The 13,162-nt window shown below is 70.7% G+C and carries 12 protein-coding genes and 1 tRNA gene; 12 read left to right on the top strand and 1 reads right to left on the bottom strand.

Annotation, left to right across the window (positions count from 1 at the left end; all coding sequences use genetic code 11):
• Positions 1–41 precede the first annotated feature (41 nt).
• From ABN273_RS27520 to ABN273_RS27485, 8 genes are all read left to right on the top strand, one after another.
• The gene (locus ABN273_RS27520; protein ID WP_349451915.1) at positions 42–2,972 is read left to right on the top strand and encodes an Rne/Rng family ribonuclease; all 2,931 of its coding nucleotides are present in this window, start codon (positions 42–44) and stop codon (positions 2,970–2,972) included.
• Between the two features lie 214 nt (positions 2,973–3,186).
• On the top strand, positions 3,187–3,489 hold the full coding sequence (rplU, locus tag ABN273_RS27515) for a 50S ribosomal protein L21 (RefSeq protein ID WP_049575732.1): 303 nt from the start codon (positions 3,187–3,189) through the stop codon (positions 3,487–3,489).
• Positions 3,490–3,504: 15 nt separating this feature from the next.
• On the top strand, positions 3,505–3,762 hold the full coding sequence (gene rpmA, locus ABN273_RS27510) for a 50S ribosomal protein L27 (RefSeq protein ID WP_012893687.1): 258 nt from the start codon (positions 3,505–3,507) through the stop codon (positions 3,760–3,762).
• 135 nt (positions 3,763–3,897) lie between these two features.
• Complete coding sequence (gene obgE / locus ABN273_RS27505; protein WP_349451914.1) at positions 3,898–5,250, top strand: GTPase ObgE; 1,353 nt, start codon at positions 3,898–3,900, stop codon at positions 5,248–5,250.
• A gap of 200 nt (positions 5,251–5,450) precedes the next feature.
• Positions 5,451–6,569: a glutamate 5-kinase gene (gene proB / locus ABN273_RS27500; RefSeq protein WP_502911143.1), complete on the top strand. Its 1,119-nt coding sequence runs from the start codon at positions 5,451–5,453 to the stop codon at positions 6,567–6,569.
• A gap of 22 nt (positions 6,570–6,591) precedes the next feature.
• Positions 6,592–7,866 carry a glutamate-5-semialdehyde dehydrogenase gene (locus ABN273_RS27495; RefSeq protein WP_349451912.1) on the top strand — a complete coding sequence of 425 codons (1,275 nt, stop codon included), beginning with the start codon at positions 6,592–6,594 and terminating at the stop codon, positions 7,864–7,866.
• A 50-nt stretch (positions 7,867–7,916) separates the two neighbouring features.
• Positions 7,917–8,093, top strand: a complete 177-nt coding sequence (locus ABN273_RS27490) for a hypothetical protein (RefSeq protein WP_349451911.1) — start codon at positions 7,917–7,919, stop codon at positions 8,091–8,093.
• Between the two features lie 81 nt (positions 8,094–8,174).
• The gene (locus ABN273_RS27485) at positions 8,175–9,923 is read left to right on the top strand and encodes a serine/threonine-protein kinase (protein WP_349451910.1); all 1,749 of its coding nucleotides are present in this window, start codon (positions 8,175–8,177) and stop codon (positions 9,921–9,923) included.
• 117 nt (positions 9,924–10,040) lie between these two features.
• Here ABN273_RS27485 and ABN273_RS27480 read toward each other — a convergent pair whose 3' ends face one another.
• Positions 10,041–11,072 carry a M48 family metallopeptidase gene (locus tag ABN273_RS27480; protein WP_502911142.1) on the bottom strand — a complete coding sequence of 344 codons (1,032 nt, stop codon included), beginning with the start codon at positions 11,070–11,072 and terminating at the stop codon, positions 10,041–10,043.
• An 87-nt stretch (positions 11,073–11,159) separates the two neighbouring features.
• On the opposite strand from ABN273_RS27480, the gene nadD reads away from it, so the two are divergent.
• From nadD to ABN273_RS27460, 4 genes are all read left to right on the top strand, one after another.
• Positions 11,160–11,777 (top strand): nicotinate-nucleotide adenylyltransferase, encoded by a 618-nt coding sequence (nadD, locus tag ABN273_RS27475; RefSeq protein WP_349451908.1) that lies wholly within the window; start codon positions 11,160–11,162, stop codon positions 11,775–11,777.
• A gap of 90 nt (positions 11,778–11,867) precedes the next feature.
• Positions 11,868–12,263, top strand: a complete 396-nt coding sequence (rsfS, locus tag ABN273_RS27470; RefSeq protein WP_349451907.1) for a ribosome silencing factor — start codon at positions 11,868–11,870, stop codon at positions 12,261–12,263.
• A 51-nt stretch (positions 12,264–12,314) separates the two neighbouring features.
• Positions 12,315–12,944 carry a histidine phosphatase family protein gene (locus ABN273_RS27465; protein WP_349451906.1) on the top strand — a complete coding sequence of 210 codons (630 nt, stop codon included), beginning with the start codon at positions 12,315–12,317 and terminating at the stop codon, positions 12,942–12,944.
• A gap of 133 nt (positions 12,945–13,077) precedes the next feature.
• Positions 13,078–13,150 (top strand) — tRNA-Ala (locus ABN273_RS27460).
• Positions 13,151–13,162: the final 12 nt, after the last annotated feature.

The raw sequence follows: 13,162 nt of genomic DNA, 5'->3' as shown, positions 1-13,162 counted from the left end.
GGCGCGGCGACGCGCCCGGGAGCTGACGGGAGAGCGCCCGCATGCTCGAGAACGAGCCCAACGCCGGGGCCATTGGCCCTGACGGGGAGACAACTGAACAGCCCGAGGTGACCCCACGTCGCCGCTCCGCCAGCCGCCCCGCGGGTCCCCCGCCGGAGCTGCCCGAGGAGCCGGCGTCCGTTCCGGTCACCGTCACCGCCGCGCAGACCGCGCCGTCCGTGGCGGATGTGCAAGCGGTGCAGACCAAGGCCGTGCAACGTGCGGCGGGAGAGCCCGCGCCCGAGCTTCTCGCCGCCGCCATCGCCGATGCTGGAACGGCAGAGGCCGATGGTGGCGTCGTTTCCGGTGCGGTTGATGCCGGTCTGCCTGCCGCCCCCGAGAGCCCGGTCGAGACGGCCGTGGCGGAGGCGGCCGCCGACGCGGTTGCCGACAAGCCCAAGCGAGCCACGCGGACCCGGTCCACCGCCACGACGACGCGGCGCCGTACCACGACGAAGAAGGCCGAGGCGGAAGCCGCGGGAGCGTCCCAGGAAGGCGAGACGCCCGCCGAGCCCGCCGAGCCCGTGAAGCGGCGCAGGACTCGCAAGAAGGTGGAGCCGGAAGAGGCCGTGGCGCCCGTCGCGGCCGGCGAGCCCGCCGCCGCGGAGGCCGTGGCCGCCAAGGAGAGCGCCGCGCAGGAAAGCGCCGAGGTCCGGGCCGCCGAGGTCGTGACCGCGCCCGAGGCGGCGCGCGCCGGCGACGTCGAGGCCGAGCCGGGTGGCGAGGATGAGGACATCCTGGAGGCCCTGCCCGAGGACGAGCCGCTCGACGACGAGCCCGCGGGCGAGGACCTCGACGAGGACTCCGTGCGCCCGAGCCTGCTCGCCGACCCGTTCGGGCTGACCGCGCGCACGCAGGATGAGCCCGGCACCATGTTCCAGCGGCCGGCGGCCATCTTCGCGCCGCTGTTCCAGGCGCCCGATCCCAGCAAGGCCAAGCCCGCCGCCGCCCGGCGGGCCGAGCCGCCGCAGCCCGCTCCCGAGCCCGAGGAGATCGAGGAGCCGGTCGACGAGTCCGTGACCGAGGACGAGGCCGACGTCGACACCTCCGACGAGCAGGAGGAGGAAGGCGCCGGCAGGCGCCGGCGCCGCAGGCGTGGCGGCCGGGGCCGCGGCAAGTCGCGTGAGCGGGACGAGGCCGAGGACGGCGAGGAGCCGGAAGAGGAGGGCGAGGAGCCGGAAGAGGAGGGCGCCCAGGACGAGGAGGCCTCGACCTCGCGCCGTCGCCGTCGCCGTCGCCGCCGGGGTTCGGACGCGGACACGGAGCCGTCCAGCGACGACCCGCCGAACACGGTGGTTCGCATCCGCGCGCCGCGCGCCGGCCGTGCGACGTCTCTCGACACCGCGACGGACGGCGTGCAGAGCGTGCGCGGGTCCACCCGGCTGGAGGCCAAGAAGCAGCGCCGCCGCGAGGGGCGCGAGCTGGGGCGCAGGCGCCCGCCGATCATCACGGAGTCGGAGTTCCTGGCTCGCCGCGAGTCCGTCGACCGGATGATGGTCGTGCGCCGCCAGGGCGACCGCACGCAGATCGCGGTCCTCGAGGACGGCGTGCTCGTCGAGCACTACGTCAACCGCGAGGCCAGCCAGTCCTACGTCGGCAACGTCTACCTCGGCAAGGTCCAGAACGTGCTGCCCTCGATGGAGGCGGCGTTCGTGGACATCGGCAAGGGCAGGAACGCCGTCCTGTACGCCGGCGAGGTCAACTTCGACACCGCCGGGCTGGAGGGCCAGCCCAAGCGCATCGAGTCGGCGCTGAAGTCGGGCCAGTCGGTGCTCGTGCAGGTCACGAAGGACCCGATCGGCCACAAGGGCGCCCGGCTCACGTCGCAGATCAGCCTGCCCGGGCGTTACCTGGTCTACGTGCCCGACGGGTCGATGACCGGCATCAGCCGCAAGCTGCCCGACAAGGAGCGCACGCGGCTCAAGAGCATCCTGAAGAAGGTCATGCCGGAGAACGCGGGCGTGATCGTGCGTACCGCCGCCGAGGGCGCCTCCGAGGACGAGCTGGCCCGTGACGTGGCCCGGCTGTCCGCGCAGTGGGAGAACATCCAGAAGAAGGCCAAGTCGGCGAGCCCGCCCGAGCTGTTGTCCGCCGAGCCCGACCTGACGATCAGGGTCGTGCGCGACGTCTTCAACGAGGACTTCACCTCGCTGGTCGTGCAGGGCGACGACGCCTGGGACACGGTGGACGAGTACGTCAAGTACGTCGCGCCGCACCTGGCCGAGCGCCTGTCGAAGTGGGACGGCGGCGACCAGGGCGACGTGTTCGAGTCGTACCGGATCGACGAGCAGCTCGGCAAGGCGCTCGACCGCAAGGTGTGGCTGCCCAGCGGCGGCTCGCTGGTGATCGACCGTACGGAGGCCATGACCGTGGTCGACGTCAACACCGGCAAGTTCACCGGCCAGGGCGGCAACCTCGAGGAGACCGTCACCAGGAACAACCTCGAGGCGGCCGAGGAGATCGTGCGCCAGCTCAGGCTGCGTGACATCGGCGGCATCATCGTCATCGACTTCATCGACATGGTGCTGGAGTCCAACCGCGACCTGGTGCTTCGGCGGCTGCTGGAGTGCCTGGCCCGCGACAGGACCAAGCACCAGGTGGCCGAGGTGACCTCGCTGGGCCTGGTCCAGATGACGCGTAAGCGGGTCGGTCAGGGGCTGCTGGAGGCGTTCTCGACGCCGTGCGAGTGCTGCAACGGCCGCGGTCTGCTCGTCTCCACGGAGCCGGTCGAGGCCAAGCCGGAGCCGCGCGGCACGCAGGGGAAGATGGCCATCGAGAAGGCGGTCTCCGACAAGGTGTCCGCGGCCAAGGACACCTCCGGCCGTGATACCGTGACCGGTGCGCTTGAAGACGTCCCTGCTGAGGACGACCAGGCCAGCCAGACTTCCGGCAGAGGGCGGCGACGCTCGCGCCGAGCCAAGTCTGCCGAGTAGCCTCGGCGGGCTTCCGACGTTCCGTCCGGTTCGCCTAGGGACCACTGATCCGGTACCCTAGACAATCGGTGCGTCAGGTGACGTGCCCTGTTGGCGCGCTTACTCGGTTCGTCGGTTTGAGACAGGCCGAATGACAGGCGCAGCATTCGGCGGCCGCCTCTTGGCGAGGTGGCTGATGTACGAGACAACAGTGAGTCAGTAGAAGGGTTCCGCGGTGTACGCGATCGTTCGTTGCGGCGGCAGGCAGCAGAAGGTCTCCGTCGGTGACGTCCTCGAGGTGGACAAGGTCGCCGGCGAGGTCGGCTCTTCGGTTTCGCTGCCGACGGTGCTCGTCGTCAACGACGGCGACGTGACCACCGAGGCGGGCAAGTTCACGGTCAGCGCCGAGATTCTCGGCGAGACCAAGGGCCCGAAGATCCGCATTCTCAAGTACAAGAACAAGACCGGTTACAAGAAGCGCCAGGGTCACCGCCAGCGGTACACCCAGGTGAAGATCACCGGTATCGACCAGGCCTGATCGGGAGTTTGAGAGATGGCACACAAGAAGGGCGCGTCGTCCACCCGGAACGGCCGTGACTCCAACGCCCAGCGCCTGGGCGTCAAGCGCTTCGGCGGCCAGCTGGTCAACGCGGGCGAGATCATCGTCCGCCAGCGGGGCACCCACTTCCACCCCGGCGACAACGTGGGGCGTGGCGGCGACGACACGCTGTTCGCGCTGGCGGCCGGGCACGTGCAGTTCGGTGTCAAGCGCGGCCGGCGGGCCGTGAGCATCGTTCCCGTCGCGGAGTAGGGTTCTCTCCTCTCCGTTGACCTTGGGTCTGTTGCTTTAGGGGTGGATCGCGCTGTCGATCCGCCCCTTTGCTTTTGGCTGGCCGCCTATGTATTGGGATGAGAGGCCCCTGCGAAGGGGGTGGAGGAGTGCGGAATGCCGGACTTTGTGGACCAGGTGGTCCTTCATATCAGTGCCGGTGACGGGGGGAACGGGTGCGCCTCCATCCACCGGGAGAAGTTCAAGCCGCTCGGCGGCCCCGACGGCGGGAACGGCGGGCGGGGCGGTGACGTCGTTCTCGAGGTCGACCCCAACACGGCGACGCTGCTCGAGTACCACCGCCGGCCGCATCGCAAGGCCGACAACGGCAAGCAGGGGCAGGGCTCGAACCGGGACGGGGCGAACGGGGCGGATGTGATCCTGCCCGTGCCCAACGGGACGGTGGTCAAGGCCGCCGCCACGGGTGAGGTGCTGGTCGATCTCGTCGGCGCCGGTACGCGCTACGTGATCGCCCAGGGCGGGCACGGCGGCCTGGGCAACGCCGCCCTGGCCACGACCAAGCGCAAGGCGCCCGGGTTCGCGCTGCTCGGGGAGCCCGGGGACGCGCTGGACGTCATGCTGGAGCTCAAGAGCGTCGCGGACGTGGCGCTGGTCGGGTTTCCGAGCGCAGGGAAGTCCTCGTTGATCGCCGCGCTGAGCGCGGCCAAGCCCAAGATCGCGGACTACCCGTTCACCACCCTGATCCCCAACCTGGGGGTGGCGACCGCCGGGGAGATCGTGTTCACCGTCGCCGACGTGCCCGGGTTGATTCCTGGGGCCTCGCAGGGCAAGGGCCTCGGGCACGAGTTCCTGCGGCACGTCGAGCGGTGCGACATGCTCGTGCACGTCATCGACTGCGCCACCATGGAACCGGGGCGGGACCCGATCACGGACTACGAGGCGATCGAGGCCGAGCTGCACGCGTACGGGAAGCTCGAGGACCGGCCCCGGCTGGTCGTGCTGAACAAGGCCGACGTGCCCGACGCGCGGGAGCTGGCCGAGCTGGTCACGCCCGAGTTCGAGGCCAGGGGGCTGCGGGTGTTCACGATCTCGGCCGCCACACATGAAGGGCTGAAGGACCTCACGTACGCGATGGGCGAGTGGGTCGCGGCGGCCCGGGCCAACAAGCCGATCGAGGAGCCCACCCGGCTGGTCATCAGGCCCAAGCAGCTCGGCGACGCCGGGTTCCGGGTGCGGCGGGTCAACGAGAACCTGTTCCAGATCACCGGCGAGAAGCCGGAGCGGTGGATCAGGCAGACCGACTTCAGCAACGACGAGGCCGTGGGCTACCTCGCCGACCGGCTCGAACGGCTCGGCGTGGAGGAGGAACTGGCCAAGGCCGGGGCCACCGCGGGCGCCGAGGTGGTCATCGGGCCGATGGAGGGCGGCTACGTCTTCGACTGGCAGCCCACACTCAACGCCGAGTCCATGCGGCGCGGCCCGAGAGGGTCCGACATCCGCCTCGGCTGAGGCTTAACGGGTGGAGGGTCGCTTCGGCGCCTCCGTCGGCGTTGAGCGGGATACCGGCGCCCGCCCAGCCGGGGCCGACGGCGGCGCGGCGCAGCCACCGGGTGATCTACCCGAGGAAGTCGCCGCCGCCATGCGCGGGGCCGCCGCGAGCGCCGCCCTGGCGGCAAATGGGCCCTTGGGCCTCGGATAGGCTGCGAGACGTGCGGGAACAGATCAGCTCAGCGTCAAAGGTCGTTGTCAAGGTCGGCTCCTCCTCGCTCACCACCCCTCAGGGCACGATCGACGTCGATCGTGTCGACGCCCTCGTGGACGTGCTGGCGGCGCGGCGCCGTACCGGGACGCAGATCGTCCTGGTCTCCTCCGGGGCGATCGCGGCGGGCCTCGGCCCGCTCGGGCTGACAACGCGACCGCGTGATCTGGCCACCCAGCAGGCGGCCGCGTCCGTCGGGCAGGGCGTGCTCGTCGCCCGCTACACCTCCTCCTTCGCCCGCTACTCCCTGCGCGTGGGTCAGGTGCTGCTGACCGCCGACGACATGATGCGGCGCGCCCACCACGCCAACGCCCAGCGCACGCTCACGCGGCTGCTCGAGCTGGGCATCGTGCCGATCGTCAACGAGAACGACACCGTGGCCACCGACGAGATCCGCTTCGGCGACAATGACCGGCTCGCGGCGCTGGTGTCACACCTGATCCACGCGGACGCCCTCGTGCTGCTGTCGGACGTGGACGCGCTCTACGACGGCCCGCCGAGCCGCAGCGGCACCCGGCGCCTGGCGGAGATTCGCGGGCCGGAAGACCTGGTCGGCGTCGAGCTGGGCAAGAACGGCGCGGCGGTCGGCACCGGCGGCATGGTGACCAAGGTCCAGGCCGCCAGGATCGCCACGGGGGCGGGGGTCCCTGTGGTGCTCACCGCGGCCGCTCACGCGGCCCAGGCGCTCAGCGGGGCCGACATCGGCACCTATTTCCACCCCGGCGGCCGTCATCCCGGCACCCGCCTGCTCTGGCTCGCGCACGCCGCCACCGGGCGCGGCCGCCTCCACCTCGACCAGGGGGCGGTGGAGGCCATCGTGGGGCGGCGCAAGTCCCTGCTGCCGGCCGGGGTGACGTCGGTGGAGGGTGAGTTCGCGGCGGGCGATCCGGTGGACCTGTGCGGGCCTCAGGGGCTCGTGGTGGCTCGCGGACTGGTGAACTTCGACGCCGCCGAGATCCCCGAGTTGCTCGGGCGCTCCACGAGGGAGCTGGCGAGCGCGCTTGGCCCGGAATATGAACGCGAGCTGATCCACCGTGACGACATCGTCATACTGGAAGCTCACAACTAGCAGGGAAGCACGGAGCGTAGCCATGAGCACAGAGTTCCTGAAGGTCGCCCACGCGGCACGAGAGGCCGCCGCCGAGCTGGCCCCGCTGCCGCGGGCGCCGAAGGACCGGGCGCTACGTGCCGTCGCCGACGCCCTGGTCGCGCACGCGGCGGAGATCGTCGAGGCCAACGCGAAGGACGTCGAGCAGGCCAGGGCGCAGGGCACGTCCGAGGCGATGATCGACCGGCTGCGGCTCGACGAGGCCAGGGTCGCCGCCATCGCCGAGGCCGTGCGCCAGGTGGCCGACCTGCCCGATCCGATCGGCGAGGTCGTACGCGGCACCACCCTGCCCAACGGTCTCGAGCTGCGCCAGCTCAGGGTGCCCCTCGGCGTCATCGGCATCATCTACGAGGGCCGGCCCAACGTCACCGTCGACGCCGCCGCCCTCTGTCTCAAGAGCGGCAACGCGGTGCTGCTCAGGGGCTCCTCCAGCGCCTACTCCTCCAACACGGCCCTGGTGAAGGTCATGCAGGACGCGCTGGAAGGCACCGAGGTGCCCGCGGGGGCCGTCCAGCTCGTGCCGGGGCAGACCCGCGACTCGGTCAAGGAGCTCATGCGGGCCCGCGGCCTGGTGGACGTCCTGATCCCGCGCGGCGGCGCGTCGCTGATCAACTCGGTGGTCGAGGAGTCGACGGTGCCGGTCATCGAGACCGGCGTCGGCAACTGCCACGTGTACGTCGACGCCGAGGCCGACCTCGACCTGGCCGTGCAGATCCTGGTCAACGCCAAGGCGCAGCGGCCGTCGGTGTGCAACGCGGCCGAGACGTTCCTCGTGCACGCGGACATCGCCGACGCCTTCGTGCCGCGGGCGCTGTCGGCGCTCGCGGAGGCGGGCGTGACCGTGCACGGCGACGAGCGCATCGCCGGCCACGGCTCCGGCGTCGTGCCCGTCACCGAGGACGACTTCTACGCCGAATACCTCTCGCTCGACATCGCCGCCGCCGTCGTCGGCTCGCTGGAGGAGGCGGTGGCCCACATCAGGAAGTACGGCTCCGCCCACACCGACGCGATCGTCACCAGGTCGCAGCGGGCGGCGCGCAGGTTCGTCTCGCTGGTCGACTCGGCGGCCGTGGCGGTCAACGCCTCGACCAGGTTCACCGACGGCGGGGAGTTCGGGTTCGGGGCCGAGATCGGCATCTCCACGCAGAAGCTGCACGCCCGCGGCCCGATGGGGCTCCCCGAGCTCACCGCCACCAAGTGGGTCTATACCGGTGAGGGGCATTTGCGCACGTCAGAGGGCACGGTGGTGGCCGGTTAGCCGGCGTGTCGGCCTGACCGGCGCCGTGGAGCGCGGGTTGACTGAGAGGCATGGAGATTGTCGTCGCCCTTGTCTTCTCGGCGGCCGTGTTGCTCGGCGCCGACCGGTTGCTGCTCTGGCTGGAGAGCCGGGGTCACGTCAACTGGCGCAGAAAAGGGCGCAGGCAGCTGGCGGAAGAGCCCACGGCCCGGCTCGACAGCATGCTCTCGGACCACACTCGCCGATAATCCTTCGGCGTGCCTCAAGCGGCGACTCGCGTCCCAGCGCTAGGGTTGTGTCCCTTATGGGCGCGCCGGGCGGGAGGGACGGTGACTAAGCTCGGCAAGGTCGGGCCGTACACCCTGGTCGAACGGCTCGGCCGGGGCGGCATGGGTGAGGTCTACCTCGCCCATACTCGCCGCGGCGAGCGCGTCGCGCTGAAGGTCCTCCACGACCTGGCAGAAGATGAGACCTCCCGCATCAGGCTGGAGCGGGAGGTCCGAGCGCTGCGCAGGGTCGAGAGCCCGTACGTGGCCAAGGTGCTCGACGCCGACCTCAACTGCGCCCGCCCCTACCTGGTCATGGAGCACATCGAGGGCGTCACGCTGCTCGACCGCGTACGCCAGAGCGGGCCGCTCGACGTCTCCCAGCTCGTGGACCTGGCGCAGGGCATCGCCGCGGCCCTCGCGATCATCCACGCGGCCGGGGTCGTGCACCGCGACCTCAAGCCGGGCAACATCATCATGGGCACCCAAGGGCCGGTGCTCATCGACTTCGGCATCGCGCAGGTGCTCGACGCGACCCGGCTCACCATGACGGGGACCTTCCTTGGCACGCCCGGCTACACCGCGCCGGAGATCTTCGCCGACGAGCAGGTCGACTCGCCCGCCGACGTGCACGCCTGGGCGGCGACGGTGGCGTTCGCGGCGACGGGGCGGCCGACGTTCGGGCGGGGGACGGCCGAGGCGCAGATGTACGCGGTGCTGAACGGGCAGGCCGACCTCAAGGGTGTGCCCGTGGAGCTGCTGCCGCTCGTACGCGCCGCGCTCAACCGGGAGCCCGGCAAGCGGCCCACGGCGGCGTTGCTGGCCGACCGGCTGTCGCGGCTGGCCAGAGCCACCAGCGGGGCCACCAGCGCGGCCGATCCCGAGCCCGCACCCGATGAGGGCAAGGCGGGCCGTGCCGTCACCGAGGAGAGCAAGTCCGCGCGGAGCAGGGCGAACACGGACAGCAAGGTTCCCGCGCCGCGTTCCCGGTCGAACACCGACGGGAAGGGCGCGGCGGCTCGCACCTCGGGCACGGACGGGAAGACCGCCGGGGCGCGGAGCCGTACCGGGGCGGACGGGGCCGCGGCCCGGGGCCGTACCGGAAGCGATGGGAAGGGCGCGGCGGTCCGGAGCCGGGCCGAGGTGCCGCCGCCGCGCGGCCGGGCGAGCACGGACGGGAAGGCCGCTGTCACGCGCTCCAAGATGCCCGCGGCACGCCAGCGCACGGCGGCGGCCGTCAGGAGCAGGCCGCAGGTGCGCGGCAAGACCGGCCTCAGGGCCGAGTCGGCCACCACGCTGCCCGCGGGCAACGGCGCGCTGCTGCTGCTCGCCGTGCTGGCCGTGCCGTGCGTGGTCACCTCGGTGATCTGGCCGATCGCCTCCATCGCCATCACCACGGTGTTCGTGGTGCTGACCCGGACGCTCTGGATGAGCCACTGGATGGTCAGGAACCGCAGCTCACGGCGTACGCGGGTGACGCTGCGCGTGCTGCTCTTCCCGTTCGCCGTGGTGGGATCCGCCGCGACCGCCGCCGTGTGGCCGGGTGTGCCCGTCGCGCTGGCCGCGGGTGGCGCGCTCTGGGTGACCGGCGGAGGAGTGATCGCCACCGACTGGTGGCAGCAGGTAGGGCCCGTGACGGTGGCGGGCGTGGTGTTCGGGATGCTGTGCGGCGGTTTCGCCGGGCGCGAGATCGAGCGGATCGGGCATCGGCTGCCCGATCTGCGCAGGGAAGGGTTGCGCGCACTGGCCGTGCTGGGCGGGTTCGTCGCCCTGTGCGCGGCCGCCGTGCGCGCCATCGCCCTGCTGCTCTGACCCGCCGCCGATCATGGCGGGCCACCAGGTCTGACCCGTCGCCTCGCCACGGCGAGTCTTTGCGGCGGGTCTTCGCGGCCGATCAAGCTGATCGGCCGCGAACGGCGGTGCGGCAGGTCAGCCCTGGCCGCCGTCGCGGCGCGAGAAGCGGTTGAAGATGCGCTCGCCCGCGTTCACGGCGCCCTCGGCCACGTCGCGCAGCACGCCGATGAACGGGTCCTGCGACTGCGACCAGGACGCGCGGTAGGACTCGGCCGCCGCCTTGATCTCGTCGGTCACTCGTGCGTTGGGATCGTCCTCCCTGCGCGGGTAGTCCCCGCCCAGGATGCGGTCGTAGTCGCCGCTGCGCTGCCACTTGTCCAGCTCGGCCACGCGCACCACCGCGAACGGGTGGGTGGTGCCGAGCAGGTTGAGCACCTTGAGGAAGCCGTCGCGAAGGTCGCCCGCGGTGTCGTATTCCTGGTACTGCTCCAGGAACGCCTCGATGTTCATCTCGTGGGTGTAGTCGCCGCCGGCGAGCTTCATCAGCGCCCTCTTGGCCGCCTCGGGGTCCTGGCCGACGAGCAGGCCGCCACGGTCGGAGGACAGCTCCGACTTGCGGTACCACTCCTCCAGGCCCGCGACGATCGCGCGCAGGCCGATGTAGCCGAGCGGGATCCAGGCGACGCGGGTGGCGAGGCGGGTCAGGATGTCGAGCATCGTCCGGTAGACCGCGTGCCCCGACAGGATGTGCGAGGTCTCGTGGCCGATGACGAAGCGCTGCTCCTCCTCGTTCATGAGGTTGAGCAGACCGGTGGTCACGACGATGAACGGGTCGTCGAAGCCGATGGCCTTCGCCTGGACCTGCGGATCCTGCTGGATGTAGATCTCGGGGATCCGGTGCAGGTCGAGCGTGTAGGCGGCGTCGCGGCCCATGTCGTAGATGGAGCGGAACTGCGTCTCGCTCACGCGCACAGCCGACGCCAGGTACATCAGGCGCAACCGGCGCTCGCTGATGAGGCCGGACATCTGCTTGAGAACCGTGTCGAACCCACTCAACTTACGCAGAGCGACCAGGGCGGACCGGTCTGCGGGGTGTTCGTAGGCTCGGGACGAGATGCCGGGCAGTTGGACGCGGTTGCGGTCCGGGGTGGTCGTCATGCCCGGCATGCTACGTCCGCAACGGAAGTGGTGCGCGGTCATCACCAAGGGGGGTGCCATCATGTTGTGGTATGACGTCCGCGTAAGGTCCGTTTCATGATGAATGCTCCTGGTGTGCAGGGGAAGCGGCGAGTTGGCGTGATGGGTGGGACCTTTGACCCCATCCACCACGGCCACCTGGTCGCCGCCAGCGAGGTGGCTCACCATTTCGACTTGGATGAAGTCGTCTTCGTGCCGACCGGGCGGCCGTACCAGAAGTCGGAGCGCGAAGTGTCGGCGGCGGAGGACCGCTATCTCATGACGGTCATCGCGACCGCGTCCAATCCGCGCTTCTCGGTGAGCCGGGTGGACGTGGATCGGCCCGGGCCGACCTTCACCATCGACACTTTGCGCGATATTTCGGAAATTTACGGTCCTGAGGTTGACCTGTACTTCATCACCGGCGCCGACGCCCTCGGCGCCATCCTGGGCTGGCAGAACGCGGACGAGCTGTTCGAGCTGGCCCACTTCGTGGGCTGCACCCGCCCGGGCCACACGCTGCACGATCCCGGGGTGCCGGCGGGCCGGGTGACTTTGCTGGAAATTCCCGCGCTGGCCATCTCGTCGTCCGAGTGCCGGCAACGCGTGGCTAAGGGAGAGCCGATTTGGTACTTGGTGCCCGACGGCATCGTCCAGTACATCAACAAGCGGGGGCTGTATCACGGCGGGGGATGAAGCTCTCGTGCCGTAGGTGAGGGCTTTCGGCCTGGAAGGGTACCCTCAACATAAGGGCATGCTGCCGACACAGGAGGACAGACCCGCATCGTGACCGCATCTGACAGATCCGTCCAGCTCGTGCGCATCGCCGCGGAGGCCGCGGCCGACAAGCTGGCCGATGACATCCTCGCATACGACGTGAGCGATCAGCTCGTCATCACCGACGCCTTCCTGCTCTGCTCCGCCACCAACGACCGTCAGGTCCGCGCCATCGTCGACGAGATCGAGGAGCGGCTGCGTACCGAGGCAGACGTCAAGCCCGTGCGCCGGGAGGGCGAGCGCGAGGGCCGCTGGGTGCTGCTCGACTTCATCGACATCGTCGTGCACGTCCAGCACGAGGAAGACCGTACGTTCTACGCGCTCGAGCGCCTCTGGAAGGACTGCCCGGCCATCTCGCTGCCGGAGAGCGTCATGCAGGCCAACCTCCAGCGGGCGCGCGCGTGACCGGACTGGCATCTCTCATCTCGCTTCCGAGTTCGCCCGTGAGGACACCGCATGAGTAAGCGGATCGTCTGTCTGCGGCACGGGCAGACCCTGTGGAATGTCGAGCAGCGATTCCAGGGGCATTCCGACATCCCCCTCGACGAGACCGGCGTGGCGCAGGCCGCGCGGGCCGCGTCGCTGCTCGCCTCGCTGCGGCCCACCCTGATCGTCTCCTCCGACCTGCAGCGCGCCAACGACACCGCGCTGGCGCTCGGGCGGGTCGTGGGGCTCGACGTGGCGGTGGACAAGGACCTCCGCGAGCGTGGCGGCGGTCAATGGGAAGGGCTGACGCGCGAGGAGATCGCCGCGCGCTGGCCCGAGGAGTACGCGGCCTGGGAGGCGCCGGGCGGCGAGCCCGTCACCGACGTGGCCACCAGAGTGGCCGCCGCCATGCGGCGCTGGGCGGCCAAGCTCGACGGCGACGGGCTGCTGGTCGTGGCCTCCCACGGGGCCGCGCTCCGGCTCGGGATCTGCGAGCTCCTCGGGCTGCCCGAGCCGTTGTGGCCGGCGCTGGGCGGTCTGGGCAACTGCTCCTGGTCCGTGCTGCAGGAGGGCCGCAAGGGGTGGCGGCTGCTGGAGCACAACGCTGGGACCCTGCCGGAGCCCGTCCACAGCGACGACCGGCCGGACGCCGAGGCATAAGCTCGTACGGCTCGGGGGCCGTACGACCGGTGCCGCGCGCTCTTGGCGGGGGGACGGGCGCGATTAGGCGAATCGGTGCGGATGGCTATATGCTCTCGGAGCGCCGCAACGGGTGGACTCGGAGCGGTGACCAGGGGCTATAGCGCAGTTGGTAGCGCGCCTCCATGGCATGGAGGAGGTCTGGGGTTCGAATCCCCATAGCTCCACCCAGGTGTTTA

This window comes from Nonomuraea sp. B19D2, assembly GCF_040137845.1.
Classification (GTDB): Bacteria; Actinomycetota; Actinomycetes; order Streptosporangiales; family Streptosporangiaceae; genus Nonomuraea.
The sequence above is the reverse complement of the archived record's forward strand: the minus strand, read 5'-3'. Positions and strand labels throughout refer to the sequence as shown.

What these genes read in the sequence shown, in the direction of transcription:
- obgE (WP_349451914.1), top strand. Translation starts at nt 3,898, where the DNA reads ATGCCGGACTTTGTGGACCAGGTGGTCCTTCATATCAGTGCCGGTGAC.
- ABN273_RS27490 (WP_349451911.1), top strand. Translation starts at nt 7,917, where the DNA reads ATGGAGATTGTCGTCGCCCTTGTCTTCTCGGCGGCCGTGTTGCTCGGC.
- ABN273_RS27520 (WP_349451915.1), top strand. Translation starts at nt 42, where the DNA reads ATGCTCGAGAACGAGCCCAACGCCGGGGCCATTGGCCCTGACGGGGAG.
- ABN273_RS27495 (WP_349451912.1), top strand. Translation starts at nt 6,592, where the DNA reads ATGAGCACAGAGTTCCTGAAGGTCGCCCACGCGGCACGAGAGGCCGCC.
- ABN273_RS27465 (WP_349451906.1), top strand. Translation starts at nt 12,315, where the DNA reads ATGAGTAAGCGGATCGTCTGTCTGCGGCACGGGCAGACCCTGTGGAAT.
- ABN273_RS27480 (WP_502911142.1), bottom strand. Translation starts at nt 11,072, where the DNA reads ATGCCGGGCATGACGACCACCCCGGACCGCAACCGCGTCCAACTGCCC.
- rpmA (WP_012893687.1), top strand. Translation starts at nt 3,505, where the DNA reads ATGGCACACAAGAAGGGCGCGTCGTCCACCCGGAACGGCCGTGACTCC.
- nadD (WP_349451908.1), top strand. Translation starts at nt 11,160, where the DNA reads ATGATGAATGCTCCTGGTGTGCAGGGGAAGCGGCGAGTTGGCGTGATG.